The organism is Exiguobacterium sp. s128 (assembly GCF_018618815.1).
In the GTDB taxonomy this organism is placed as follows: Bacteria; Bacillota; Bacilli; order Exiguobacteriales; family Exiguobacteriaceae; genus Exiguobacterium_A; species Exiguobacterium_A antarcticum.
This window is the reverse complement of the sequence record NZ_JACSMT010000008.1, coordinates 41,730-66,788: the sequence shown is the minus strand read 5'-3', so window position 1 is coordinate 66,788 and position 25,059 is coordinate 41,730. Positions and strand designations below refer to the sequence as shown.

The following is a 25,059-nucleotide window of genomic DNA, read 5'->3' as shown; positions in this document are numbered from 1 at the left end:
GGGGGATTTTTTCATGAATGTACATGAATATCAGGCAAAAGAGTTACTTCGTTCATACGGTGTACCCGTTCCGAACGGAATTGCAGCGTTTACGGTCGAAGAGGCAGTCGATGCAGCAGAACAATTGTCAGGTCCGATCAAAGTCGTAAAAGCACAGATTCACGCAGGGGGTCGCGGTAAAGCCGGTGGTGTTAAATTGGCTAAATCGCAAGAAGAAGTGAAGGAATTCGCGACAGAGTTACTCGGCAAAACACTCGTCACGCATCAAACAGGTCCAGAAGGTAAAGTCATCCAACGTCTTCTTGTTGAAGAAGGTTGTGCGATTGATAAAGAGTATTATCTCGGGATCGTCCTCGACCGTGTAACAGGTCGTGTCGTCATCATGGGTTCAAGTGAAGGCGGAATGGATATTGAAGAAGTAGCAGAAGCAACGCCAGAAAAAATCATCAAAGAAGTCGTTGATCCGGCAGTAGGTCTCCAAGCATTCCAAGCGCGTAAACTCGCCTTTGCGATGGGTGTTCCCGTTAAGCTGGTCAATAAATTTGTTGGTATGGTGACGAAATTGTACACGTTCTTCGTCGATAAGGATTGTTCAATCGCTGAAATCAATCCACTCGTCACAACCAAAGATGGTGATGTCTTGGCGCTTGATGCAAAACTCAACTTTGATTCAAACGCACTTTACCGTCATCCAGATGTCGTCGCACTTCGTGATGAATCAGAAGAAGATCCACGTGAAGTCGAAGCCTCTAAAAATGACTTAAACTATATCGCACTTGATGGGAACATCGGATGTCTCGTCAACGGTGCCGGTCTTGCAATGGCGACGATGGATATCATTAAACACTTTAGTGGTGATCCAGCAAACTTCCTTGATGTCGGCGGCGGAGCGACTAAAGAAAAAGTAACAGAAGCATTCAAATTGATTCTATCTGACGAAAATGTCAAAGGAATCTTCGTCAACATCTTCGGTGGGATCATGAAGTGTGACGTCATTGCAGAAGGTATCGTTGCAGCAACAAAAGAGGTTGGCTTAGAACTACCGCTCGTCGTTCGTCTAGAAGGGACAAACGTCGACGCAGGGAAACAAATTCTCAAAGATTCAGGTCTAGCGATTACAGCAGCTACATCAATGGCAGACGGCGCAGAAAAAATTGCTGCGCTCGTGAAGTAAGGGGGAGCTAAGGATGAGTATTTGGGTAAATGAATCGACAAAAGTCATCATTCAAGGAATCACAGGAAATCAAGGGATGTTCCACGGTGAACAAATGATTGAATACGGAACAAATCTCGTAGGTGGTGTGACACCTGGTAAGGGTGGAACGGAAGTATTAGGTGTACCGGTATTCGATACAGTCGCACAAGCTGTCGAAAAAACAGATGCCAATGCATCGATCATCTATGTACCACCTGCATTCGCAGCCGATGCAATCATGGAGGCAGCCGATGCCAACATCGCATTGATCATCTGTATCACGGAAGGTATTCCAGTCCTTGATATGGTCAAAGTGAAACGTTACCTAGATGGCAAACCGGTTCGTCTGATCGGACCAAACTGTCCTGGTGTCATCACGCCAGGCGTTGCGAAGCTCGGTATCATGCCAGGATACATTCATACGCCAGGTCATGTCGGAATCGTGTCACGTTCTGGAACGTTGACGTATGAAGCTGTTCACCAATTGACGACGGCAGGAATTGGTCAATCGACAGCAGTCGGAATCGGTGGCGATCCTGTCAACGGAACGGACTTCATCGATACGCTCAAAGCGTTTAATGAAGATCCAGAAACAAAAGCAGTCATCATGCTCGGTGAAATCGGTGGAACGGCGGAAGAAGAAGCGGCTGAGTGGGTCAAAGCCAACATGACGAAACCTGTCATCGGGTTCATCGGTGGACAAACGGCACCTGAAGGAAAACGGATGGGTCATGCCGGTGCTATCATCTCAGGTGGCAAAGGAACTGCTGCTGAAAAGATTAAAACACTTCGTGCAAATGGAATTGAAGTTGCAGAAACACCAGCCATCATTGGTGAGACCTTGATTCGTGTCATCAAAGAAGTTGGTATCTATGATGCGTGTGTCACAGGTTCGACTGTAAACTAAACAAGATGTCAGCTGTCCTGATTTATTCAGGACGGCTTTCTTCTATATAAAAGGAGCGTAATGGATGAACAGAGAACTGTATGCACGTTTTGCGACTTGCCGGGTTCCGTATTCAATCGTTGTCTTGATCGAACGGTATGGTCTTTTACCGGTAGAGGATTTACCTGTTTCCCGAGCAATCAAAAACCGATATCAGCAAGCCTTACAATTGGATCAAGTCCCAACGAACCTCCTCGTCCCAGGAGATCCATATTTTCCAATGCACCTACTTCAGATTCCTCAACCTGTCTATGGATTGTTCTTTCTAGGTAATCCTTCGTTACTCGAGCAACCGATGATCAGTATCATCGGTAGTCGTGATCCCTCCACCTCCCACCCAAAACGGCTGTCCTTTTTACGACCGTTTTTTCAATCACCTTTTGTCACAGTATCTGGTGGTGCGATTGGGATCGATTCCCTCGTCCATCGTCTTTCCCTCAAACATCATCAAGCGACGATTGCTGTTTTGGCAAACGGATTTGATCGCTTTTATCCGAAGCAACACACGACGTTATTTCATCGTATTCAACAAATGGGACTTCTATTGTCTGAATATCCTGCTGTGACGCCTGTTCACAAACATCAATTTCTAGAACGGAATCGAATCATTTCTGGATTATCTTCAGGATTGATCATTGTCGAAGCGGCGCGTAAAAGCGGGACGATGAACACGGCAGGCCATGCTCTAGAACAAGGTAAGGACGTGTATTGTATACCCGGTTGTCCGACGGAAAAACACTTTCAAGGAACAAATCAATTGATTGCTGAAGGTGCGATTCCACTCTTAAATCCAGAAGAAGTTTCAAAAAGTATCTTGATGAACGTTGACAAATGGGAATCGAGACTACTATGATAAGTGAGATTAAAATACGAGTACGCCTCTAATAGGGAGCGATTGTAATGGCAAAATATCTAGTAATTGTCGAATCACCTGCAAAGGCAAAAACCATCAAACGTTATCTCGGTTCGAACTATACCGTGAAAGCTTCGATGGGGCATGTCATCGATTTGCCAAAAAGCCAAATGGGTGTTGACGTAGAACATGACTATGAACCAAAGTATATTACGATTCGTGGTAAAGGACCGGTTTTAAAAGAATTAAAAACGGCCGCTAAAAAAGCACAAAAAATTTATCTCGCGGCCGACCCCGACCGTGAAGGGGAAGCAATCGCATGGCACTTAGCGAAAGCCCTCGGCGTCGATGAGTCGACGGAATGTCGGGTCGTCTTTAATGAAATCACAAAAGATGCCATCAAAGATTCGTTCAAGAGACCCCGCAAGATCAACTATGATCTTGTCGATGCACAACAGGCACGGCGTATCTTGGACCGTCTAGTTGGTTATAGCATGAGTCCGTTACTTTGGAAAAAAATCAAAAAAGGATTGTCTGCAGGACGCGTTCAATCCGTTGCCGTGAAGATGATCATCGATCGCGAGCAGGAAATCAATGCCTTTTTACCAGAAGAATATTGGACGATCAAATTAGAGTTAGATGCGAACGGTGAAAAGTTAGAAGCAAACTTTTATGGGATTGATGGGAAAAAACGTGAATTACACTCGGAAGAAGAGGTCAACGAAGTGTTGGCTAAACTGTCGCAATCGTTTACGGTTGATTCCGTGACGAAAAAAGAACGTCGCCGTAATCCAGCATTGCCGTTCACGACGAGTTCCCTTCAGCAAGAAGCAGCACGTAAGTTAAATTTCCGGGCGAAGAAGACGATGATGATTGCTCAGCAATTATATGAAGGAATCGAGCTTGGAAAAGAAGGGACGGTCGGTCTGATTACGTATATGCGGACAGACTCGACACGGACATCTGAAACAGCGAACGTCGAAGCACATGGATTCATTGAAAATGCGTACGGAAAAGAATACATCGCGGTTGAAAAACGAAAAGAGAAAAAAGCAGCGAATTCGCAGGATGCCCACGAAGCTGTTCGTCCGACTTCGACGATGCGCGATCCGCAACTCGTCAAATCGTATCTCTCGCGTGATCAATTCCGATTATACAAATTGATTTGGGAACGGTTCGTCGCAAGCCAAATGGCACCGGCGATTTTAGATACAGTCAAAGTCGACCTTCTCTCAAATGATGTGATGTTCCGCGCGAACGGTTCGACGGTCAAGTTCGCAGGATTCATGAAAGTATACATCGAGGATACGGATGATGAAGCAGTAACAGATGTCAAAGACGGATTGTTGCCACCGCTTGACGATGGAGAAGTGTTGCAACAAGAAACCATCGAACCAAAACAACACTTTACGCAACCGCCACCCCGTTATACGGAGGCGCGTCTCGTCCGGTCGATGGAAGAACTTGGGATCGGTCGACCGTCGACGTATGCCCCGACACTCGATACGATTCAAAAACGCGGGTATGTCACGCTGGAAGAGAAAAAATTCTTGCCGACGGAACTTGGTGAACTTGTCATTGATATGATCAGTGATTATTTCCAGGAGTTCATCACCGTCCAGTTTACGGCCGACATGGAAGCTTTACTCGATGCCATTGAAAAAGGTGACATGCAGTGGACAGAAGTCGTCGATCCGATTTATAAATCGTTTGCAAAACGGTTGACTCGAGCAGAAGCTGAAATCGAGAAGATTGAAATCAAAGATGAGCCAGCAGGGGAAGATTGTGAAGTCTGTGGCCATGCGATGGTCATCAAGATGGGGCGTTACGGTAAGTTCATGGCGTGCTCAAACTTCCCGGAATGTCGCAACACAAAACCGATTCAAGTCGAGATTGGTGTGAAGTGTCCGACATGTGGGACAGGTGAAATCGTTGAACGACGGAGTAAAAAAGGACGCCTCTTCTACGGGTGTTCCAATTATCCGGAATGTGAGTTCGTCTCATGGGATAAGCCGGTCGAAGAACCTTGTCCGGTCTGTAGCAGTATGATGGTACAAAAGAAAATCAAGAACGGTGTGAAAGTAGAATGTACGTCTTGCGGACATCATGAAACACGCATCGATCAGGAGCAAGAGGAGGAATGACCGGTGAAACGAGTAACCGTGATCGGAGCCGGACTCGCAGGTTCTGAAGCAGCATGGCAACTTGCGAAGCGTGGCGTTCAAGTAGATTTATATGAAATGCGACCAGTAAAGCAGACACCTGCTCACCATACGGACCAATTTGCAGAACTCGTCTGTTCGAATTCCCTTCGGGCGAATCAACTGACGAATGCAGTCGGGGTATTAAAAGAAGAGATGCGTCAACTCGACTCGCTCATCATGAAGGCAGCGGACCTTGCGAGTGTGCCAGCAGGTGGTGCACTTGCCGTCGACCGACATGATTTTGCAGGGTATGTGACAGATACATTAAAAAATCATCCGAATGTCACCGTTCATCATGAGGAGCTTGAAGCGATTCCAGATGGACCAACGATCGTCGCGACAGGACCTTTGACGAGTGCTGCGTTATCGGAATCATTAAAACAGTTTACAGGTGAAGATTATCTCTATTTCTTCGACGCAGCAGCACCGATTCTTGACGGTGATACGATTGACCGCGATAAAGTGTATTTAAAGTCACGTTATGATAAAGGAGAAGCCGCGTACTTGAACTGTCCGATGACGGAAGAAGAGTTTACGCATTTCCACAATGAGTTGATTCAAGCGGAAGTCGTTCCGTTAAAAGAATTCGAGAAGGAAATCTACTTCGAAGGATGTATGCCGTTTGAAGTACTGGCGACACGCGGACCGAAGACACTTTTATTCGGACCGATGAAGCCGGTTGGGCTTGAAGATCCTAAGACCGGAGAGCGTCCGTATGCGGTCGTTCAACTTCGCCAAGATAACTCAGCGGGAACGTTGTTCAACTTAGTTGGCTTCCAAACCCACTTGAAGTGGGGCGAACAAAAACGAATCATTCGTTTGATTCCAGGGCTTGAAAATGCAGAAATCGTCCGTTACGGTGTCATGCATCGAAATACGTTTGTCAATTCGCCAAACTTATTGCAACCGACCTACCAGACACGGACACGCCACGATCTGTTCTTTGCCGGTCAGATGACAGGGGTCGAAGGATACGTTGAGTCGGCGGCATCCGGCTTGACGGCAGGAATCAATGCGGCTCGTCTCGTGAATGAGGCAGAACCGATTGCTTTCCCGAAAGAGACGATGATGGGAGCGATGGCTCATTACATCACGACGACGGAAGGAAAGAACTTCCAACCGATGAATGCGAACTTCGGACTCGTTCCAGCACTTGTCGGGCAGACCGGACGGATGAGAAAACCAGACAAGTATGCGCTTTTTGCAGAACGTGCATTAGAAGCAATCAAAGACTTTACCGATATGTAAGGCAAGATGGGGGAGAAGGCGCGATTTAGCGTTCTTTTCTCCCATTTCTTAATTTGTCATAAAAGCGTGATAATTTTGTTATTTTTCCGATTTTTGGTCTATTGTCAGACTACTTCCGGTGTGCTATGCTAAGGGCGATTCGAGTATGAAATGGGTAGAAGGGGGCTCACAGATGGGAGTAGACTCAGAGTTTGACGTACTGCGAAAATCTTTTTTGCGGTATGTACACATCGAACGTCAATTATCTCCAAATACGGGCCGTTCTTATGATCAAACACTTCGACAATACGCCGCTTTTTGCCTCGATCATCAGTTGAGATCGATTGAATTGGCAACTGCACGGCGTTATTTGTTTGCCCTTTATGATCAAAAAGCCTCTAAATCAACAATCGCTCAAAAAGTCTCCTGTTTAAAACAGTTCGGACGTTTTGTGACGCGTGATACGGATGAGATCAATCCATTTGAAGGATTAAAGGCGCCAAAACGTGTGCAGACGTTACCGACATTTCTAGTACCTTCTGAATACGAACGTTTTTTGGAAGCATTTCGGACGACGGATGCATTTGGTGCCCGTAATGTCGCCTTGATTGAGTTGCTGTATGCGACAGGCATGCGTGTAAGTGAATTAGCCGGATTGAATGTAAAGGATTTGGATCCAGATTTAGAGTACGTTCACGTGTACGGAAAAGGCAGGAAAGAACGGATTACACCCATCGGATCGTTTGCGAGAAAAGCGCTACGTCTTTATTTAGAGGAGCGGCAACCGTTTGAAGTCGAAGAACAAGCGATATTTCTTTCACGGTCAGGTCGCCGCCTGACGACGGATGGGATTCGAAAGATTTTAAAAAAGGGTGATCCGCTTCTATCGAAACATGTCACACCGCATGCTTTACGACATAGCTTCGCGACAGATCTTCTTGAACGTGGAGCAGACTTACGAGCAGTACAAGAATTGTTGGGTCATGCTTCATTATCCACAACAGGACAGTACACACATGTCACGACGGAACGTCTTCGTCATGTTTATCAGCAAGCGCACCCGCGTGCCTAAGGGAGGAAACAGAATGTTTCATGCAACGACGATTTTTGCCATTCAACATAACGGTCAATCTGCGATGAGCGGTGATGGACAGGTGACCTTCGGAAATCAAGTCATCATGAAGAAAAGTGCGAAAAAAGTACGACGTCTCTATGGTGGGAAAGTGATTGCCGGATTTGCCGGAAGTGTGGCCGATGCGTTTACACTGTTTGAAAAATTTGAAGCCAAACTTGAAATGTATAATGGGAATTTGCAACGAGCCGCCGTTGAACTGGCTAAAGAATGGCGTGGCGATAAAATGTTACGTCAACTCGAAGCGTTATTGCTTGTCATGGATGGAACGCATCTACTGCTCGTTTCAGGAAACGGGGAAGTGATTGAACCGGATGATGGAATCTTAGCCATTGGCTCAGGTGGAAACTATGCCCTTGCTGCGGGTCGTGCGTTAGCACGGCATGCAGGACACATGACAGCTGAGGAAATCGCTCGTGCGGCGCTTGAGACAGCTGGAGAGTTATGTGTGTTCACGAATGACCAAGTCATTTTAGAGACGATCGGAGGAAGTGCAGATGCATGAATTGACACCGAGACAAATCGTAGAGAAACTAAATGAACACGTCATTGGTCAAGCCGATGCGAAACGAGCCGTTGCGATTGCCCTTCGGAACCGTTATCGTCGACAGTTACTAGAACCAAGTTTACGTGATGAAGTGACACCCAAAAATATCTTGATGATCGGACCGACTGGCGTAGGGAAAACCGAAATCGCACGTCGGCTCGCGAAACTGGTTCGAGCTCCCTTCGTCAAGATTGAGGCGACTAAATTTACCGAAGTCGGTTATGTCGGACGTGATGTCGAATCGATGGTCCGTGACTTGGTGGAAGCATCCCTTCGTCTTGTAAAAGATGAAAAAAAGGAAGCCCTTAAAGAGCGTGCTGAAGCCGTTGCCAATGAACGAATCGTCGATGCATTAGTCGGGAAAAAATCATCAGCAGGACTTGGTGGAGGAAATCCCTTTGAAATGTTGTTTGGTGGGAATCAAAAGCCACCGGAACAAGAAACGGCAAATGATACAGCGGATCGTTCGGTGATTCGTCAACAATTATTCCAAGGTCAACTAGAAGACCGCATGATTGATGTCGACATCGAAGAACGCCAAATGGACTTATTTTCCGGGCAACAAGGAATGGAAGGTCTTGCAAACCTACAAGATATGCTCGGGCAAGTCATGCCGAAAAAAACAAAAAAACGTCAGTTGACGGTCAAAGAAGCACGGCCGATTTTGACGGCAGAAGAAGCAGAACGGTTACTTGATTTAAATGAAGTGCATGATGAAGCCGTTCGTCGCGCCGAACAGATGGGCATCATCTTTGTTGATGAAATCGATAAAATCGCAACAAAAGGACAAGACAGTGCTGGTGTGTCCCGTGAAGGGGTACAACGCGACATCTTACCCATCGTCGAAGGTTCGACGGTCGTCACGAAATATGGCCCTGTCAAGACGGATCATATGTTGTTCATTGCAGCCGGTGCGTTTCATATGGCGAAACCATCTGATTTGATTCCGGAATTGCAAGGACGTTTTCCGATTCGTGTTGAACTCGATAGCTTGACGGAAGACGACTTCGTCAAGATTTTGACGGAGCCCAATCAGGCGTTACTGAAGCAATATAAGGCATTACTTGGTGCTGAGCAAGTCCATGTCACGTTTACAGACGATGCGATTCGTCAAATCGCCCGGATTGCAGCGCAAGTAAATGATGAAACAGACAATATTGGGGCGCGCCGTCTATATACCATCATGGAACGAGTTTTAGAAGAATTATCGTTTGAAGCGGCAGAGATGCCAGAAACAGACGTGACCATTACACCACAATATGTCATGGACCGCGTCGGAAAAGTAGCAGATGATCGTGACTTAAGTCAGTTCATCTTATAAGTGGAGGAAGAAAATCATGAATTTACTGGCAAAAACACGAAAGCTCAACACGATGTTACAACAAGAAGCAAGCACACATGTCGACTTTAAGGTCATGGCGGACCGGTTAAGTGAAGTCATGGAGTCGAACACCTTTATCGTCAGCCGTCGTGGAAAGTTATTAGGGATTGCAATTAAACAACAAATCGAGAATGCACGGATTCGTGGATTCCTCGAAGAACGTCAATTCCCGGAAGACTATACAAAAAAATTATTCAATGTCACGGAAACAACGGCAAACATTGCGATTGATAGTGAACACACCGCGTTCCCGATCGATAACCGAGACATGTTCGAAACGTCAAAAACGACGATCGTTCCCATCATCGGTGGCGGAGAACGTTTAGGGACACTTGTTCTTGGGCGAATGATGGAAGATTTCAACGAAGAAGACTTAGTCCTTGCTGAATACGGGGCAACTGTCGTCGGGATGGAAATCTTACGTGAGAAAGCTCATGAAGCAGAAGACAAGGCGCGAAAAAAAGCCGTCGTTCAAATGGCGATCAATTCGTTATCGTATTCGGAACTCGAAGCGATCGAGCATATCTTCGAAGAATTAGATGGAAACGAAGGATTGCTTGTTGCTTCAAAAATTGCAGATCGTGTCGGAATCACGCGTTCCGTCATCGTCAATGCACTCCGTAAACTGGAAAGTGCCGGCGTCATCGAGTCACGTTCGCTTGGGATGAAAGGGACGTACATCAAAATCTTAAATGACAATTTCCTCTACGAGTTAGAGCGAATTAAATCAAACTAAAATAGAAATTGTTAGAATTATGAAGAAGACCTAGTAAACTACTAGGTCTTCTTATTTTTATAGGTATTATTTATCATTTTTATAAAAAAAGGGTTTAAAAAGCGTAAAATTAACATCTCATTCCCCTCTTTTACAAAAAACTTCTTTTCAAACATTGACCTATTTGTTTCAATTATTTCAGATATGTTACTAATCGCTTACGGTATAATACTACGTTTTATCATATAAATCAGAGTGGAGGTTGAAAGATGAACTGGCTTGGTTCAGATTATGCAACGATGACACAGGCTGTCGATCGGACAGTCGCAGCTCAAAAAGTAATTTCAGCAAATATTGCGAATGTTGATACACCCGGATATAAATCAAAACGTGTTGTGTTTGGAGATATGTTGGATTCGGAAATGAAGATGAGTTTAAAACGACATGCGACGATTGGTTCTTCCGGTAGCATCGTTGAACAATCATCTGCGATGCGTAACGATGGAAATGGTGTCGATATTGACCTTGAGATGTCTGAATTATCACGCAATCAAATTGAGTACGAAGCACTGGTCGAGCAATTGAACCGGAAATTTTCCGGCATTCAATCGGTCATCCGAGGAGGACGTTAAACAATGAGTATGTTTTCTGGATTTCATACATCTGCTACAGGGCTGACGGCGCAACGTCTACGATTAGACACTGTTTCAGCCAATATCGCCAATGCGCAGACGACACGTGGTGAACTCGTCGACGGTGAATGGCAACCATACGCACGAAAATTAGCGGTTTTAAAAGAAACGGGGAACGGTGTGACGGTCAGTGAGATTCGAAAAGACCAAGAACCGTTCAAATTAGAGTACAACCCAAACCATCCGGATGCCGATGACTTAGGATACGTCAAAATGCCGAATGTCGATCTATTAAAGGAAATGGTGGATATGATGGGGGCGACCCGTTCATATGAAGCCAACATCACGGCGTTAAACGCAACAAAAGCAATGTTAGTCAAAGCGATGGAAATCGGGAAGTAATGAGGAGATGTCATAATGGCGATTCAACCAATCCAAAGTATGCAGATGGTATTACCTTCACAATCGGTGGCGAAAACGACACCCAGTGACTTTAGTGAAGTACTAAGCCAAGCCATGAACGGCTTGAATGATGCACAACAAGCTTCCTCACAAGCACGAGTGGATCTTGCGACCGGCAAAACAACCGACTTACATAACATCATGATCAAAACAGAAGAAGCATCGCTTTCTATGCAACTCGCTATCGAAGTCCGGAACAAGGGCATCGAGGCATACCAAGAAATGATGCGTATGCAACTGTGATTGTTGAGGAAAGCGTGGGAGATGTTTAATGAATGAAGGACTAAAAACGCGTTTTGGCGCATTAAAAACGACATGGCAGGAATGGTCGCTTGCTAAAAAGGCAACAATCATCGGACTTGTCTTATTTTTAATCGCAGCGATTGTGGTCGCGGCGATCTGGTTCAGTAAACCAACGATGACACCGCTGTACTCGAAGTTGTCTCCTCAAGAGGCAGGTCAAGTGACAGAGAAATTAAACGAAGACGGTGTGAAGTCGGAAGTCGTCAGTGGAACAGACGGTGTAACGATTCTTGTACCGGAAGAAAGCGCAGAAAATTTAAAAGTCGAACTCGCAACAGCTGGAATTCCAAAATCAGGTCAAATCGATTATTCATTTTTCAGTGAGAACGCAGGTTTTGGAACGACCGATAAGGAAATGAATATTTTAGAACGAGACACGATGCAGACAGAATTAGAAAACCTCATTACACAAGTCAATGGGATCGATGCGGCGAAAGTCATGATCACACTACCTGAAAAAAGTGTTTTCTTATCTGATCAAGAAGAGACGTCTACCGTCTCGGTTGTCTTGACGTCAAGCGCCGGAAGCGATTTAAACCAACAGACCGTCCAAGGGCTTTACCACTTAATCGCTAAGAGTATTCCGAATCTAAAAGAAGAAAACATCACGATCATGGATCAGTACTTCACATACTATGAACCTGGTAAAGGTGCACAGACTGCTGGTGGAACGGATCCAATGCAATTAAAGAAGACAACGGAAAACGATTTACGTAAACAAATTCAACAAATGTTATCGGTGGTGCTCGGACCACAAAAAGCATTGGTATCCGTGACAGCGGATGTCGATGTCACACAACGTCAAGAAGAACAAAAATTAGTCGAACCTGTCGACCCGGATAAGATCGAAGGAATTGTCACATCAGCTGAGAAGGTCGCGGAAGCCTATACAGGAGCAGCGAACGAAGGAACAGCTGGGACGGGTGAAAACGAGACGATCAACTTCCCTGAAGGTACGGGGACGACGGGGGATACAAGCGAAAAAACGCATGACATCATCAACTATGAAGTCAATCGGATCACGAAACAAATTACCGGTGCCCCTTATGAAATCCGTGACTTAGGAATACAAGTCATCGTCGAACCGCCAAAAGGGCAAAATCAGATTGATCCACAGCTTCAAACCGATCTTCAGACGATGATGTATTCGATCATTCGAACATCGCTTACGAAAGAAGATGCAAAAACGACATTGACGGATGCAGAACTTGCGAATAAAGTCGTCGTCATGTCACGTCCATTTGCAGAAACGCCAAAACAAACGGTGACGACAGAAACGACACCGATGTGGGTCTGGTTTGCGTTAGGTGCTGCAGCATTAGTTGTAGTAGGCACCATCTTCGTGATGATGCGCAGACGTCGCACGACAGAAATCGAAGAACTCGAAGAATGGGCACCAATCGAAACAGATATTCCTGAACTGTCAACGGAAGATACAAGTGACGGGGCGGTTAAACGGAAACAGCTTGAAAAGCTTGCCGCATCCAATCCAGATGAATTTGCGAAGTTGTTACGCACATGGTTAGCGGAGGATTGATGAAATGAAAAAGTTAGAGATGAGCAGTCGGGAAAAGGCCGCGATTTTAATGATCTCACTGGGACCGGAAGTAGCAGCGACTGTCTACAAACACTTGTCGGAAGAAGAAATGGAATGGCTGACCTTACAAATTTCGAGTATGAAACGGATTGATCCGGAAGAAAAACTTGAAGTGTTAGAAGAATTCCATGAATTGGCGACAGCGCAAAACTACATTACGCAAGGCGGAATCGGATTTGCAAAATCAGTCCTTGAAAAGGCACTCGGTGAAGAGAAGGCGATGGAGCTGATTTACCGATTAACATCGACGCTCCAAGTACGACCGTTTGAATTTGCTCGTAAGGCAGACCCAAAACAGTTATTGAACTTTATTCAAAACGAACATCCACAAACGATTGCCCTTGTGTTAGCTCACTTGGATCCTGCTAAATCGGGACAAATTCTGTCGGAACTACCAGCAGAAGCACAATCCGATGTCGCACGCCGGATTGCGACGATGGATCGGATGAATCCAGAGATCATTAGTGAAGTCGAACAAATTCTTGAACGTAATCTTTCACAAGCAGGCATGCAAGATTATGCACAGTCTGGTGGAATCGAAGCTGTCGTTCAAGTCTTGAACGGAGTAGACCGGACGACGGAACGGACGATTCTCGATACACTCGAAATCCAGGATCCGGAACTGGCAGAAGAAATCAAAAAACGGATGTTTGTCTTTGAAGATATCGTTACTCTTGATGCGCGCGCCATTCAGCGGATCATCCGTGAAGTATCCAATGAAGATTTATTATTATCACTCAAAGTATCCTCGGATGACGTCAAAGAGATGGTTTACCGCAACATGTCACAACGAATGGTCGAATCGTTTAAAGAAGACATGGAGTTCATGGGACCTGTCCGGTTGCGTGACGTCGAAGAAGCACAAAGTCGGATTGTCGGTATCATTCGTCGCCTAGAAGATATGGGTGAAATCGTCGTAGCCCGTGGTGGAGGAGATGATATCGTTGTCTAACGTCATTAAACGCCAAATCGTCTTTGAACGTGATCAACGGACCATCTTTCATCAGACGGCGTCAACACACGAGGTGGATCAAGAACCGGTTGTTTCCTACGAGGAAATGATGAACGAAGGACAGAATCGATTGAAACAACAACGGGACTTGATCGAACAACAAGAACAAAAACGTCGTGTTGCCTTTGAACAGGAACGGATGGCCGCGCTTGAAGAGGCAAGGCAACGTGGATATGAAGAAGGGTTTCAATCTGGTCAGCAGGCAGGACTTGACCACTACCAACAACGGATTGATGAGACCAATCAATTTGCGAATCGTCTCGAACAGATGTTTTCAGATCGTTTAGTCATGATGGAAGATGAATTGTGTGCGCTGGCCCTTCAACTGACTCATCAGTTTTTGGAACAGCTGCACGACACGGATGAGGAAGCCCTTTACCAAACGATTCATCAGTTGATTCTTCAATTTCGTGATCGTGAAAAACTGATTGTCTATACTTCTGCCGAAGACTTTGAACGCGTGGTTTTATTAGATGAACGTCTCCATACGATTTTAGGTGGTACCGCGACGATTAGTTTGCGGATTGACCCGGAACTCGCAGCACGTGACTTCCGTGTCGATTCGGAAAACGGGGCAATCACAGGCGGACTTACCGCAGGGTATCAAACCTTGTTGGAACAACTTACCGAGGTGTTACACGATGTATAAGCTAAAACAACTGCAGGCAGCCATCCGTGACATTCGCCCGGAAGACTTGGTTCAGCATTCTGGAAAAGTCGTTCAAGTCATTGGTTTGATGATTGAATCACGTGGCCCTACGGCGGTCGCAATCGGAGAACGGTGTTTGATCCGGATTCACCGGGGACAGGAAATCGAGGCAGAAGTCGTTGGTTTTCGAGAAGGACATGTCTTATTGATGCCATACGGTGAAACGACGGCAATCGCACCAGGTTCGATCGTCATCGCAACAGGCAAGCCGCTCCATGTGCCAGTCGGAGATGATTTGATTGGCAAAGTCTTGGATGGACTCGGGCGATCGTTAGATGGGGAATCATTGACGCATTTGCGGACGACCTCGATTGTCCGCAAACCTCCTAGTCCGTTGGATCGTCCGCGAATCGATCAAGTTTTATCGACCGGGATTCGAGCCATCGATGGGTTGCTGACGGTCGGACAAGGTCAACGTGTAGGACTGTTCGCGGGTTCCGGCGTAGGGAAGTCGACGCTCCTCGGAATGATTGCGAAACGGTCGACCGCTGACATCAATGTCATCGCCCTGATTGGCGAGCGGGGACGCGAAGTGAAGGAATTTATCGAGGCAGAACTCGGGGAAGAAGGTATGAGTCGTTCGATCATTGTCGTAGCGACCAGTGACCAACCTCCACTCGTTCGATTAAAAGGAGCCTATACGGCAACAGCGATTGCCGAGTACTTCCGAGATCAAGGAAAAAATGTCGTACTGATGATGGATTCCGTGACACGTTTTGCGATGGCGCAACGAGAAATTGGTTTAGCGACTGGTGAGCCACCAGCATCAAAAGGATATACGCCTAGTGTGTTTGCCTTACTTCCTCAATTACTAGAGCGAAGTGGGAAAACGACAGAAGGTTCGATCACCGCATTTTATACCGTCTTAGTCGACGGAGATGATATGAATGAGCCGATTGCCGATGCCGTCCGTGGGATTTTAGATGGTCACTTTGTACTCGACCGTAATCTCGCCAATAAAGGTCAATATCCTGCCATCCATGTCCTGCGTTCAATCAGTCGGGTCATGAATCAGATAACCTCGACAGAACATAAGGACAGTGCGATCACGTTTCGACAGTTATTGTCCACGTATCTCGATGCGGAAGATTTAATCAATATCGGGGCTTATAAAAGTGGGACCAACCCAGACATTGACCGGGCTGTTGAAAAATACCCAGAATTAATCGGTTTTTTAAAACAACGTGTCGAAGAAAAAAGTCATTTTGAAGAAGGTATGAGTCGTTTGATCACGACAATCCGTTAAGGAGGTGCAAGTATGAAGACGATATATGAACGCATCATCCCTTTAGCGGAGGCGGAGAAGGATCGTGTTTCAAAACATACTGCTGAAAAAAAGAAACAATATGAAATCGAAGTTGAAAAACTGTACCATCTTCTCATTCGCTATGAAGCTTTTTTGAAAGCGCAAAACGAAACAGGTGCCGTTGAACTACTCGCATCCCAATACCGAGAACGGGCACGTGATGTCGTTAAACAACAAATCGAACGGCAACAACTGTATGTGACACAAGCCAAAAATCAGTACGAACGAGCTCAAGTCGACTTAAAAGAAGCGTTGATTGAAGAAAAGAAATTCACGCGACTTCAGTCCAATCAATTAGAGGAAAACCGTCGTACGCTTGCATTGACGGAACAAAATCAAATGGATGAACTGGCCTTATTACAGTTTGGAAGAAGGCAAACGACATGAGTGATCAAAAATCATCGAAACAATGGATTTTACCATTACTGATTATTCCATTATTGCTGCTCTTATTTACAGCTTATCTTGTTTTAAATTATGCGAATGGGAGACCGATCTTTTCCTTACCGTTCTCTTCAGAAGAAGTAGCAGATCAACAGGTTACCTCAACAAAAAATGCGGACGTCGAGCAACGGTTGAAGCTTGCGAACGCCGAAATTAAAAAATTACGGACTAAAACGACCGATCAAGCTGATATCATTCAGGCGAAGGAACAGGAAGTCGTCCGATTGATTGCGGAACGGGACCGTTTGAAAAAAACACCGGCTACTCCGGCTGTAGCGGCTGATGAAACCACAACAAAGAAAAAGACGGCGAATGTGACCGATGTCTATGCGGAGATGCCACCAAAAGACGCGGCAAACATTTTAAACGAATTGAGTCCGACAGAGGTCGTTCCCATCATTCAAAAGATTGAGGCAGAACAACAAGCAGCAATCATGGCAAAGATGGATCCTAAAAAAGCAGCCGCGTTAACACAACTGTTGGCAGTCGAATGAGGGGTGAGTAAATAAGATGAACTTGATGGATGTACAACAAGCACAGACGGCGAAACCCGTCACGAAGTTAAACGGGAAAGACATTCCGGTGAACGGGGTCGGGAATTTTGCTTCATTGCTCCAGTATTTAGTACAACCGATGGCTGAGGCAGCTCAAAACACATTACCGGAACAACAGGTGTTACCGGTTGATGCAACAAACAATTCCGAAGTGAAAGCTTTGATTGTCCAGTTGACGGTGCAACCGGAAAAAGTATTACAACTCCTCGATCAGCCGGAGTTAGAAGGCGTAACACAGGATCCGAAAAAAACGACGGAATTGCTCCAGTTCATCAAAACGATGCAAGAAGGTCAGGGAGAACAGGCGATGGACTTGTTTCAACAGCTCCCGACGGCTGTTCAGCAGACCATCGTAGCTGCCTTATCCTCTGTTCTTGGCGTAGTCAAAGAAAATGGGTTGCCAAAGGACGGTCAAGCGGTACCGGTTAATACAGTGACAAATGTACCATCTGATACAAAAAAATCGTTTGTTACGAAAACGATACCGTCGACAGTTGAAACCATGTTAACGAATCCGAGTAAACCAGTAGTCAGTACTCCAATCGTCAAACCTCTTACTCCAACTGAAACAGATGGAGTGACTGCTAAGTCATGGAATACGGTTAAAAAAGGACTCGAGTCGCTTCCGGTAGTCGCTGATCCGAAAGGTAACGAACAACCGGTATCATTAAATGGATTGAAATTCGACCGCTTGACGGTCGCAGCACCAGTCCTTTCACGGACTTCAGCTACTCCCCCTACCGTCGATGAACAACTGGCAACACGAATCGAGGCGGCTTTAAAACAAGCGCCCTTTTTAAAGGGAGCGGACGGTTCGACGCGGATGTCGATTCGGTTGTATCCGGAACAGTTAGGCGAGGTTGTCGTTCAGTTGGATCGAAAAGAGGGACTGCTTACGGTCAAGCTATTCGCAGCAACCGAACAAGCGAAACAATTGATGGACCAACAACTTGGAAAGTTACATACGTCGCTTCAACCACAAGCACCACTCGTCAAAGTCGAGACGGGATTGCTCGCATCGAGCGTCAAGGAATTTGAACAAGGATTGCCACAAGAACGGCGCGAACGACAGCAGGAAGAGCCTGTGCCATACGAGGAAGAACTAGAGGAGGATGAAGATGACTGAGTCAATCAAAAATGAGGCGTCGTCTTACCAATTACCGGATAAAACGAAAGTGCCATCCAGTAATACGATGGACAAAGACATGTTCATGAAAATCTTGATCGCCCAGCTATCGAACCAAGATCCGACGGCTCCGATGGAAGACAAGGAGTTCATCTCACAGATGGCGCAATTTTCTTCGCTCGAACAGATGCAAGCGATTGGGAAAGGGATGGATACGATGATGCTCAATCAGCATGCAGGAGCATTGTTGACTTACAGTAACTTGATCGGAAAAGCGGTCAGTTACGAAGGGGAGACCACGACAACAGATGCAACAGGTGCTGAAGTATCGTCAACCGTTAAAGAAACGGCAAACGTCCTGAGCGTAAAACGGGACGGGGTAGACGTCGTCGCTGAGTTATCAAATGGGAAAAGTGTGAGTGTCTACGAATTGACTGAGATTAAAACAAAGGAGGAAAAATAATGTTACGTTCAATGTATTCAGGAATCAGTGGGTTAAAGAACTTCCAGACAAAGTTAGATGTCGTCGGGAATAACATCGCCAACGTCAATACGTTTGGTTATAAAAAAGGCCGTGTCACGTTTAAGGATCTTGTCAACCAATCTGTTGGTTCCGCATCAGGTAATGGTGGAGGTGTCGGGGGGACAAACCCGAAGCAAGTAGGACTTGGTGCATCGATGTCAACAGTCGATAATGTCTATAATCAAGGAGCATTACAAAATACTGGGCGAACGCTTGATGTCGGGATTTCAGGTGAAGGATTTTATCAAGTCTTAACGGCAGACGGTGTACGTTATTCTCGTTCTGGTAACTTTTATACAGATCTTCAAGGAAACATCGTGACGGGAGATGGAAATTATCTCGTAGGATTGTCTGATCCACCGCCTGCTAATCCAGGACAACCACCTGCAGATCAAGCAAACCTACCTGCAAACCAATACGATGCTCAGGGGCAAATCACAAACAAAGTAAATAATGGCTATATGAAATTACAAATTCCGACGGGAGCCCAAAACTTAGCGATCGGTAAAGACGGACTAGTCACATTTGTTGATGGAACAGGTAATCTGCAACGAGTTGGTTACGTATCGATGGCGAATTTTGCAAACCCAGGTGGTCTTGAAAAATCAGGGGTAAACTTGTTTGCCGCTTCTCAAAACTCGGGCATCGCAGCGACTGGAACACCAAGCACAAACGGTCTTGGTCAATTAACATCCGGAACACTCGAAATGTCGAACGTCGATTTGTCGGAAGAATTCACGGAAATGATCATCGCCCAACGTGGTTTCCAGGCGAACACACGGATTATCACGACGTCCGATCAAATTTTAGAAGAACTCGTCAATCTCAAACGATGATCACGCTGACGACATTACGTGAAGCACCGATTGTCTTGAATGCAATCTTAATCGAAGCGGTCCGATCGACACCCGATACGACGATCCAGTTGGTCGGAGGACAGACCTATGTCGTAAAAGAAACGTTAGAAGAGGTAAAAGCGGCGACAATCGACTTTTACCGCCAAGTCGGTTTGACGGGCTTGAACAGTGCTAGGAGGCTCGAAGATGGCAGAAGAAAAGAAGAAGAGTAAATTAAAATTACCACTCATCATGATCGTCGTCGCACTCATGATGGTCGGCGCCGGTTACATGCTTTCGAAATATTTATTGACGAGTGATCCGACGGAAGCAAAGGTCGAACAACCGACCGGCGTTGAACTCGAGGAACGAAGTTTTCAAACCGACGACTTAACGACGAATATCGCGGATGAACGGTTTTTAAACGTTCAATTCACGATCGTCACGGACGACGCGGCGACACGGGAAGAACTAGAGTTACGTAAATTCCAAATCAACAACATTATCTTGGGTGATCTCGCTTCGATGAAAAAACAAGATTTGGATTCGAAACAAGACATGGCGAAGCTGGAAGAAAAATTACGGGGGCAATTTAAAAAACTCCTGCAAGAAGGCGATGTTCAACGTGTCTACACGACGAAAAAAATCATCCAGTGAGGTGGCCGCATGAGCGAAGTATTATCACAACATGAAATTGACGCCCTGCTATCAGCCATTTCAAGCGGAGACATGGAAGTCGAGGAAATACGTAGCCAAGAAGAAGAACGACGGGTCAAAGTCTATGACTTTAAACGGGCGTTACGATTCTCGAAAGATCAGATGCGTAACCTGACGCGAATTCATGAACAATTCGCCCGGGTCTTGACGACTCATTTCTCAGCACAACTTAGAACATACGTCCAGTTTACGGTCAACACGGTGGAACAGTTACCGTATGATGAATTCATCCATTCGATTCCGAACATGACATTGATTAATTTAGTGAATCTTCATCCGTTAGACGGACGGGTCATCTTTGAAGTCAACCCGAACATTGCCTATGCGATGCTTGACCGACTACTTGGTGGACCTGGCGAAGGGATGAATAAAATCGAAAACCTGACGGAAATCGAAACCCGCATCTTGACACAATTGTTCAAGCGAGCCTTTGTCCAGTACGGGGCAGCTTGGGAATCGATTGCGGAGATTGAGGCGGAGTATGACGACTTAGAGATCAATCCACAATTTCTTCAACTTGTGTCACCAAATGAGACGGTCATTCTCGTCTCGATTTATGTGACGGTGGGTGAAGTGAGCGGGACGCTCAACGTCTGTCTACCGTTCGTGACACTCGAACCGATTATTCCGAAACTATCGAGCCACTTTTGGATGCAACAAGAAAAACGAAAGTCAGCCGATAATCAAGAGTCTGAACATATGCAAACACAGTTGATGGGATCAATCGTCGATTTGAAAGCAGTGCTCGGCCAGACGGAACTTTCGTTTGGAGAATTGTTACACCTCGAGGTAGGCGACTGCCTGTCCCTGCAGACACGTACATCTGATCCGGTTGAATTGTTCGTCGATGATCGGAAAATGTTCAAAGCGCGACCTGGTCTGAATGGGAAGCATCTCGCTTTACAAGTCTTACAACGAATTGAGGAGGAATAACATGAGCGATATGCTTTCGCAAGATGAAATCGATGCGTTATTACGCGGGACCCCATCGGCTGAAGAACCAACCGATACAAGTTCAACCGATGAGTTAAGTCAATTGGACGACATGGAGATTGATGCGCTAGGAGAAGTCGGGAATATCTCGCTTGGAAACTCCGCGACAGCCCTGTCCGCCTTATTGAATCAAAAAGTTGAAATCACGACGCCGCACGTCCGGATGATTACGATGGAAGAGTTACGGAGTCGGTATCCGATACCACACGTTGCCCTTCGTGTTGGTTATACAGAAGGATTTAAAGGCGAAAACGTCTTGATTTTGACACAACGGGACGCCTCGGTCATTGCCAATCTGATGATGGGTGGCGACGGTGTTGTAGACGAAAGTCTAGAGATGGAGCCGATTGCGTTATCTGCGGTCCAGGAAGCAATGAACCAGATGATGGGCGCTGCTGCGACATCGATGTCAACCGTCTTCTCGATGCGCATCGATATTTCACCGCCAGCGGTTGAAATTTTTGATTTCTCACAAGAAAAAAGTATCGTCGACAGCTTCTCGTTATGGGAAAGCATGGTCATCATCGAGTTTGATTTAAAAATCGGGACACTGATTGATTCAAAAATCGTTCAGTTGGCACCCCTTGAATTTTCAAAACAGTTGATTCAGAAATTATTTAATGCCAGTACGACAACTACTCAAGCACCACCGGTTAGTCAACCGGAACCGATGCGTGAACAGCCTGTGCCTAGCCCGCAACCAGAACCACGTTATGAAGCACCGCCTGAACCGAAAAAAGAACCGGTCGGAGTCAGCCCTGTTCAATTCGGTCAGTTTTCTGAAGTACAACCAGAAGGTCCACCTGGAAATATCGGCATGCTTTATGATGTTCCATTAAACGTCACCGTTGAGCTTGGTCGGACGCGTCGTTCAGTCCGAGACATTCTTGAACTGACCCAAGGCTCGATCATTGAACTCGATAAATTAGCCGGTGAACCGGTAGACGTATTCGTCAACAATACGTTGATTGCAACAGGAGAAGTCGTCGTCATCGAAGAAAACTTCGGTGTACGAATTACAGAGATCGTTAATACAAAAGAACGTCTACGGATGTTCTAAGGAGGAAATAGGATGAGTGCAAAAGTTTTGATCGTAGATGATGCAGCTTTCATGCGAATGATGATTAAGGAAATTTTATCAAAGAATGGATATGACGTTGTAGGAGAAGCGGAAAACGGTCGTGAAGCTGTTTCGAAATATAAAGAGTTATCGCCGGACCTCGTCACACTGGATATCACGATGCCGGAAATGGATGGTATTTCGGCTTTAAAAGAAATCAAAGCATTTAATCCGGCTGCTAAAGTCATCATGTGTTCCGCGATGGGACAACAATCGATGGTTATTGATGCCATTCAAGCAGGTGCGAAGGACTTCATCGTCAAACCATTCCAAGCGGATCGTGTACTCGAAGCCGTTTCGAAAACCATTTCATCATGAAAAGACTGACCTGTTTGACCTGTTTGCTCCTGTTATTGCTGATACATCACGTCGGTGCTGAAACAGTGGAAGAGAATCTGAACCCATCCAAGAAGAATGAACCTACAACACAACAGGTCGGCGGGTCATCGACGGTCGTCACGATTGTGAAAATCGTCGTGACGCTCGTAGTCTTAATCGGCGGATTTATCGTTGCCGTCCGTTTCATCAATGAACGGACGAAAGGTGTCCGTCAGTCGAGCAGGCTTTCCCATCTAGGTGGTATATCGCTTGGCAAAGATCGATCCGTTCAGCTCGTGAAGGTTCACGGTAAGGTTTACGTCGTCGGTGTCGGTCAGAACGTGGAGTTGATCGATACGATCGAGGAAGACGCCGAATGGGCATCGACGACCGATCTACCGGAAGACGAGTTACATACATCAACGGCGTCTCCGTTTCTGGAATCGTTTAAGCAACAGCTGGATCAGTTCCAGAAGAATCGAGGACGTTCATGACGACGATTGAAAATTTGATTTCACTGGATACGCCGTCTGGGACGGCGACTTCGATTAAGTTACTTATATTACTGACACTTTTGTCACTCGCACCATCGCTTTTGATTTTAATGACGTGTTTTACCCGTGTCATCGTCGTCTTGTCCTTTGTCCGCTCGGCACTTGGTACACAGCAGACACCACCGAACCAACTGCTTGTTGGACTGGCTTTGTTCATCACGTTATTTGTCATGGCCCCTATCTTGACGGAACTCAATACGACAGCATTACAACCGTATATGGATGAGAAGATCAGTCAAGATGAGGCGTTTGATAAGGCCGGTGGTACGATGAAACGATTCATGTCGCAGTATACACGCACGAATGACTTAGAGTTGTTTTTGAAATACGGAAATTATGAAAAACCAGAAAAAGTGGAAGATATTCCACTCGTCGCATTAGTACCAGCCTACGCGATTAGCGAGTTGAAGACCGCCTTTCAAATTGGTTTCATGATCTTCATTCCTTTTCTCGTCATCGATATGGTCGTCTCGAGTGTCTTGATGTCGATGGGGATGATGATGTTACCACCGGTCATGATTGCGTTACCGTTTAAATTATTATTATTCATTTTGGTAGATGGTTGGCATTTGATTGTCGAGTCACTACTCGTCAGCATGCGATAGGGGGGACGACATGACGCAGGAAATGATTATTCAATTAGCCAGTTCGGCTGTTTGGACCTTGCTCAAGGTCTCAGCCCCGCTCTTGCTCGTCTCACTCGTCGTTGGCCTTCTTGTCAGCATTCTACAAGCGACGACACAAATCCAAGAACAGACGTTATCGTTTGTTCCGAAGATTGTTGCGGTATTTTTAGCCCTCGTCTTTTTTGGACCATGGATCATGGAAGAACTGAAGACGTTTACGATTGAAATTTTTAAACAGATTGCAGAGGTTTCACGGAAATGACGTTACTGTCCTTTGTCAGTGTCTTTTTACTTGTGTTTGGTCGAATTGTCGGATTTCTTGTTGCAGCTCCCTTGTTTTCATCCAAGCAATTACCGGCGCAACACAAACTAGCAATTGCTGCTGGGCTCGCCTATTTTGCAAGTTATGCCGTCAAGACAACCGTTCAAGTCGATGATATTGATTTCTTTTTTCGGATGGGGACAGAAGTCATCATCGGACTCGCACTTGGTCTACTCGCTAGTTTTTTACTGTATGCACCACAGATTGCCGGATCGATCATCGATTTACAGATGGGTCTTGCGATGGCATCAGCGTATGATCCGATGTTTGGTGGTCAATCGCCCATCATTGGCCGTTTTTATTATATGTTGACGTTACTTGTTTTACTGGCTTCCGACATGCATCTGATTTTGCTTGATGGTATCTACACCAGTTTTGAGATTTTTCCGCCAGGCAGTCCGATTGGCGTGACGGGCGAGGCGGGGATGAGTTTAGTCGTCCGTGTCATCGGGATGGCGATGTTGACTGCTTTACAGATGGCGATGCCCTTAGTCGTCTCACTATTCTTAGTCGATTTGGCACTTGGATTTTTAGCAAAAACAGCTCCGCAGTTCAATATTTTTGCAATCGGTTTTTCGGTCAAGCTATTGATGGGATACGCCATTTTATTTTTACTTGCCGGTGCGATGATTACAGGAATTTCTCGATTTGTCCCATTATTACAAGAAGTATTGTCGGACGCGATTCAATTACTAGGAGGTTGAG

At 45.8% G+C, this 25,059-nt stretch carries 30 protein-coding genes; all 30 read left to right on the top strand.

Features of this window, described 5'->3' with window-relative positions; all coding sequences use genetic code 11:
* The first annotated feature begins 13 nt into the window (after positions 1-13).
* The 30 genes from sucC (at position 14) to fliR (ending at position 25,058) form a co-directional block, all read left to right on the top strand.
* Positions 14-1,174, top strand: coding sequence for an ADP-forming succinate--CoA ligase subunit beta (gene sucC / locus KNQ13_RS05355; RefSeq protein ID WP_014970698.1), 1,161 nt, complete (start codon positions 14-16; stop codon positions 1,172-1,174).
* 13 nt (positions 1,175-1,187) lie between these two features.
* Positions 1,188-2,102: a succinate--CoA ligase subunit alpha gene (gene sucD / locus KNQ13_RS05350; protein WP_026829873.1), complete on the top strand. Its 915-nt coding sequence runs from the start codon at positions 1,188-1,190 to the stop codon at positions 2,100-2,102.
* A gap of 64 nt (positions 2,103-2,166) precedes the next feature.
* On the top strand, positions 2,167-2,994 hold the full coding sequence (gene dprA, locus KNQ13_RS05345) for a DNA-processing protein DprA (protein ID WP_014970696.1): 828 nt from the start codon (positions 2,167-2,169) through the stop codon (positions 2,992-2,994).
* Between the two features lie 47 nt (positions 2,995-3,041).
* A complete protein-coding gene (topA, locus tag KNQ13_RS05340) occupies positions 3,042-5,138 on the top strand; it encodes a type I DNA topoisomerase (protein ID WP_014970695.1) in 2,097 nt (698 codons plus the stop codon).
* Positions 5,139-5,141: 3 nt separating this feature from the next.
* The gene (gene trmFO / locus KNQ13_RS05335) at positions 5,142-6,446 is read left to right on the top strand and encodes an FADH(2)-oxidizing methylenetetrahydrofolate--tRNA-(uracil(54)-C(5))-methyltransferase TrmFO (protein WP_014970694.1); all 1,305 of its coding nucleotides are present in this window, start codon (positions 5,142-5,144) and stop codon (positions 6,444-6,446) included.
* Positions 6,447-6,618: 172 nt separating this feature from the next.
* The gene (locus KNQ13_RS05330) at positions 6,619-7,497 is read left to right on the top strand and encodes a tyrosine-type recombinase/integrase (protein WP_026829872.1); all 879 of its coding nucleotides are present in this window, start codon (positions 6,619-6,621) and stop codon (positions 7,495-7,497) included.
* Positions 7,498-7,510: 13 nt separating this feature from the next.
* Positions 7,511-8,062, top strand: coding sequence for an ATP-dependent protease subunit HslV (gene hslV, locus KNQ13_RS05325; RefSeq protein WP_026829871.1), 552 nt, complete (start codon positions 7,511-7,513; stop codon positions 8,060-8,062).
* Positions 8,049-9,425 carry an ATP-dependent protease ATPase subunit HslU gene (gene hslU, locus KNQ13_RS05320; protein WP_026829870.1) on the top strand — a complete coding sequence of 459 codons (1,377 nt, stop codon included), beginning with the start codon at positions 8,049-8,051 and terminating at the stop codon, positions 9,423-9,425. The genes hslV and hslU overlap by 14 nt, the downstream gene beginning before the upstream one ends.
* A 16-nt stretch (positions 9,426-9,441) precedes the next feature.
* The gene (gene codY, locus KNQ13_RS05315) at positions 9,442-10,221 is read left to right on the top strand and encodes a GTP-sensing pleiotropic transcriptional regulator CodY (protein WP_014970690.1); all 780 of its coding nucleotides are present in this window, start codon (positions 9,442-9,444) and stop codon (positions 10,219-10,221) included.
* Positions 10,222-10,469: 248 nt separating this feature from the next.
* On the top strand, positions 10,470-10,832 hold the full coding sequence (flgB, locus tag KNQ13_RS05310) for a flagellar basal body rod protein FlgB (RefSeq protein WP_014970689.1): 363 nt from the start codon (positions 10,470-10,472) through the stop codon (positions 10,830-10,832).
* A 3-nt stretch (positions 10,833-10,835) separates the two neighbouring features.
* Positions 10,836-11,234, top strand: a complete 399-nt coding sequence (gene flgC, locus KNQ13_RS05305) for a flagellar basal body rod protein FlgC (RefSeq protein ID WP_014970688.1) — start codon at positions 10,836-10,838, stop codon at positions 11,232-11,234.
* Between the two features lie 15 nt (positions 11,235-11,249).
* The gene (gene fliE, locus KNQ13_RS05300; protein ID WP_012370750.1) at positions 11,250-11,537 is read left to right on the top strand and encodes a flagellar hook-basal body complex protein FliE; all 288 of its coding nucleotides are present in this window, start codon (positions 11,250-11,252) and stop codon (positions 11,535-11,537) included.
* Between the two features lie 28 nt (positions 11,538-11,565).
* Positions 11,566-13,134: a flagellar basal-body MS-ring/collar protein FliF gene (gene fliF, locus KNQ13_RS05295; RefSeq protein WP_026829869.1), complete on the top strand. Its 1,569-nt coding sequence runs from the start codon at positions 11,566-11,568 to the stop codon at positions 13,132-13,134.
* A 4-nt stretch (positions 13,135-13,138) separates the two neighbouring features.
* Positions 13,139-14,146, top strand: a complete 1,008-nt coding sequence (gene fliG, locus KNQ13_RS05290) for a flagellar motor switch protein FliG (RefSeq protein WP_014970686.1) — start codon at positions 13,139-13,141, stop codon at positions 14,144-14,146.
* On the top strand, positions 14,130-14,855 hold the full coding sequence (locus KNQ13_RS05285) for a FliH/SctL family protein (RefSeq protein ID WP_034773951.1): 726 nt from the start codon (positions 14,130-14,132) through the stop codon (positions 14,853-14,855). The genes fliG and KNQ13_RS05285 overlap by 17 nt, the downstream gene beginning before the upstream one ends.
* Positions 14,848-16,161 (top strand): flagellar protein export ATPase FliI, encoded by a 1,314-nt coding sequence (gene fliI, locus KNQ13_RS05280; RefSeq protein ID WP_034773949.1) that lies wholly within the window; start codon positions 14,848-14,850, stop codon positions 16,159-16,161. Before KNQ13_RS05285 ends, fliI begins: the two co-directional genes overlap by 8 nt.
* Before the next feature lie 12 nt (positions 16,162-16,173).
* Positions 16,174-16,608, top strand: a complete 435-nt coding sequence (locus tag KNQ13_RS05275) for a flagellar export protein FliJ (protein ID WP_014970683.1) — start codon at positions 16,174-16,176, stop codon at positions 16,606-16,608.
* Complete coding sequence (locus KNQ13_RS05270) at positions 16,605-17,159, top strand: MotE family protein (RefSeq protein ID WP_014970682.1); 555 nt, start codon at positions 16,605-16,607, stop codon at positions 17,157-17,159. Before KNQ13_RS05275 ends, KNQ13_RS05270 begins: the two co-directional genes overlap by 4 nt.
* Before the next feature lie 16 nt (positions 17,160-17,175).
* Positions 17,176-18,345 carry a flagellar hook-length control protein FliK gene (locus KNQ13_RS05265; RefSeq protein WP_209548140.1) on the top strand — a complete coding sequence of 390 codons (1,170 nt, stop codon included), beginning with the start codon at positions 17,176-17,178 and terminating at the stop codon, positions 18,343-18,345.
* The gene (locus KNQ13_RS05260; protein ID WP_026829865.1) at positions 18,338-18,808 is read left to right on the top strand and encodes a flagellar hook capping FlgD N-terminal domain-containing protein; all 471 of its coding nucleotides are present in this window, start codon (positions 18,338-18,340) and stop codon (positions 18,806-18,808) included. Before KNQ13_RS05265 ends, KNQ13_RS05260 begins: the two co-directional genes overlap by 8 nt.
* Positions 18,808-19,704: a flagellar basal body rod protein FlgG gene (flgG, locus tag KNQ13_RS05255; RefSeq protein ID WP_014970679.1), complete on the top strand. Its 897-nt coding sequence runs from the start codon at positions 18,808-18,810 to the stop codon at positions 19,702-19,704. The genes KNQ13_RS05260 and flgG overlap by 1 nt, the downstream gene beginning before the upstream one ends.
* The gene (locus KNQ13_RS05250; protein WP_014970678.1) at positions 19,701-19,937 is read left to right on the top strand and encodes a flagellar FlbD family protein; all 237 of its coding nucleotides are present in this window, start codon (positions 19,701-19,703) and stop codon (positions 19,935-19,937) included. Before flgG ends, KNQ13_RS05250 begins: the two co-directional genes overlap by 4 nt.
* On the top strand, positions 19,912-20,361 hold the full coding sequence (locus tag KNQ13_RS05245; protein ID WP_014970677.1) for a flagellar basal body-associated FliL family protein: 450 nt from the start codon (positions 19,912-19,914) through the stop codon (positions 20,359-20,361). The genes KNQ13_RS05250 and KNQ13_RS05245 overlap by 26 nt, the downstream gene beginning before the upstream one ends.
* Positions 20,362-20,370: 9 nt before the next feature.
* Positions 20,371-21,354 carry a flagellar motor switch protein FliM gene (gene fliM / locus KNQ13_RS05240; RefSeq protein WP_012370738.1) on the top strand — a complete coding sequence of 328 codons (984 nt, stop codon included), beginning with the start codon at positions 20,371-20,373 and terminating at the stop codon, positions 21,352-21,354.
* Position 21,355: 1 nt separating this feature from the next.
* Complete coding sequence (gene fliY / locus KNQ13_RS05235) at positions 21,356-22,474, top strand: flagellar motor switch phosphatase FliY (RefSeq protein WP_026829864.1); 1,119 nt, start codon at positions 21,356-21,358, stop codon at positions 22,472-22,474.
* 12 nt (positions 22,475-22,486) lie between these two features.
* A complete protein-coding gene (locus tag KNQ13_RS05230; RefSeq protein WP_014970675.1) occupies positions 22,487-22,852 on the top strand; it encodes a response regulator in 366 nt (121 codons plus the stop codon).
* Positions 22,853-22,866: 14 nt separating this feature from the next.
* Entirely contained in the window at positions 22,867-23,346 is a 480-nt protein-coding gene (locus KNQ13_RS05225; RefSeq protein ID WP_251027336.1) for a flagellar biosynthetic protein FliO, read from the top strand.
* Positions 23,343-24,011, top strand: coding sequence for a flagellar type III secretion system pore protein FliP (gene fliP, locus KNQ13_RS05220; RefSeq protein WP_026829862.1), 669 nt, complete (start codon positions 23,343-23,345; stop codon positions 24,009-24,011). Before KNQ13_RS05225 ends, fliP begins: the two co-directional genes overlap by 4 nt.
* 10 nt (positions 24,012-24,021) lie before the next feature.
* Positions 24,022-24,294 (top strand): flagellar biosynthesis protein FliQ, encoded by a 273-nt coding sequence (gene fliQ, locus KNQ13_RS05215; protein ID WP_012370733.1) that lies wholly within the window; start codon positions 24,022-24,024, stop codon positions 24,292-24,294.
* A complete protein-coding gene (gene fliR / locus KNQ13_RS05210) occupies positions 24,291-25,058 on the top strand; it encodes a flagellar biosynthetic protein FliR (RefSeq protein ID WP_014970672.1) in 768 nt (255 codons plus the stop codon). The genes fliQ and fliR overlap by 4 nt, the downstream gene beginning before the upstream one ends.
* The last annotated feature ends 1 nt before the right edge of the window (position 25,059 follow it).

Bases quoted from the DNA above. Each gene is read 5' to 3' on its own strand.
- sucC (WP_014970698.1), top strand. From the start codon at position 14: ATGAATGTACATGAATATCAGGCAAAAGAGTTACTTCGTTCATACGGT.
- sucD (WP_026829873.1), top strand. From the start codon at position 1,188: ATGAGTATTTGGGTAAATGAATCGACAAAAGTCATCATTCAAGGAATC.
- dprA (WP_014970696.1), top strand. From the start codon at position 2,167: ATGAACAGAGAACTGTATGCACGTTTTGCGACTTGCCGGGTTCCGTAT.
- topA (WP_014970695.1), top strand. From the start codon at position 3,042: ATGGCAAAATATCTAGTAATTGTCGAATCACCTGCAAAGGCAAAAACC.
- KNQ13_RS05330 (WP_026829872.1), top strand. From the start codon at position 6,619: ATGGGAGTAGACTCAGAGTTTGACGTACTGCGAAAATCTTTTTTGCGG.
- hslV (WP_026829871.1), top strand. From the start codon at position 7,511: ATGTTTCATGCAACGACGATTTTTGCCATTCAACATAACGGTCAATCT.
- codY (WP_014970690.1), top strand. From the start codon at position 9,442: ATGAATTTACTGGCAAAAACACGAAAGCTCAACACGATGTTACAACAA.
- flgB (WP_014970689.1), top strand. From the start codon at position 10,470: ATGAACTGGCTTGGTTCAGATTATGCAACGATGACACAGGCTGTCGAT.
- flgC (WP_014970688.1), top strand. From the start codon at position 10,836: ATGAGTATGTTTTCTGGATTTCATACATCTGCTACAGGGCTGACGGCG.
- fliE (WP_012370750.1), top strand. From the start codon at position 11,250: ATGGCGATTCAACCAATCCAAAGTATGCAGATGGTATTACCTTCACAA.
- fliF (WP_026829869.1), top strand. From the start codon at position 11,566: ATGAATGAAGGACTAAAAACGCGTTTTGGCGCATTAAAAACGACATGG.
- fliG (WP_014970686.1), top strand. From the start codon at position 13,139: ATGAAAAAGTTAGAGATGAGCAGTCGGGAAAAGGCCGCGATTTTAATG.
- KNQ13_RS05285 (WP_034773951.1), top strand. From the start codon at position 14,130: ATGATATCGTTGTCTAACGTCATTAAACGCCAAATCGTCTTTGAACGT.
- fliI (WP_034773949.1), top strand. From the start codon at position 14,848: ATGTATAAGCTAAAACAACTGCAGGCAGCCATCCGTGACATTCGCCCG.
- KNQ13_RS05275 (WP_014970683.1), top strand. From the start codon at position 16,174: ATGAAGACGATATATGAACGCATCATCCCTTTAGCGGAGGCGGAGAAG.
- KNQ13_RS05270 (WP_014970682.1), top strand. From the start codon at position 16,605: ATGAGTGATCAAAAATCATCGAAACAATGGATTTTACCATTACTGATT.
- KNQ13_RS05265 (WP_209548140.1), top strand. From the start codon at position 17,176: ATGAACTTGATGGATGTACAACAAGCACAGACGGCGAAACCCGTCACG.
- KNQ13_RS05260 (WP_026829865.1), top strand. From the start codon at position 18,338: ATGACTGAGTCAATCAAAAATGAGGCGTCGTCTTACCAATTACCGGAT.
- flgG (WP_014970679.1), top strand. From the start codon at position 18,808: ATGTTACGTTCAATGTATTCAGGAATCAGTGGGTTAAAGAACTTCCAG.
- KNQ13_RS05250 (WP_014970678.1), top strand. From the start codon at position 19,701: ATGATCACGCTGACGACATTACGTGAAGCACCGATTGTCTTGAATGCA.
- KNQ13_RS05245 (WP_014970677.1), top strand. From the start codon at position 19,912: ATGGCAGAAGAAAAGAAGAAGAGTAAATTAAAATTACCACTCATCATG.
- fliM (WP_012370738.1), top strand. From the start codon at position 20,371: ATGAGCGAAGTATTATCACAACATGAAATTGACGCCCTGCTATCAGCC.
- fliY (WP_026829864.1), top strand. From the start codon at position 21,356: ATGAGCGATATGCTTTCGCAAGATGAAATCGATGCGTTATTACGCGGG.
- KNQ13_RS05230 (WP_014970675.1), top strand. From the start codon at position 22,487: ATGAGTGCAAAAGTTTTGATCGTAGATGATGCAGCTTTCATGCGAATG.
- fliP (WP_026829862.1), top strand. From the start codon at position 23,343: ATGACGACGATTGAAAATTTGATTTCACTGGATACGCCGTCTGGGACG.
- fliQ (WP_012370733.1), top strand. From the start codon at position 24,022: ATGACGCAGGAAATGATTATTCAATTAGCCAGTTCGGCTGTTTGGACC.
- fliR (WP_014970672.1), top strand. From the start codon at position 24,291: ATGACGTTACTGTCCTTTGTCAGTGTCTTTTTACTTGTGTTTGGTCGA.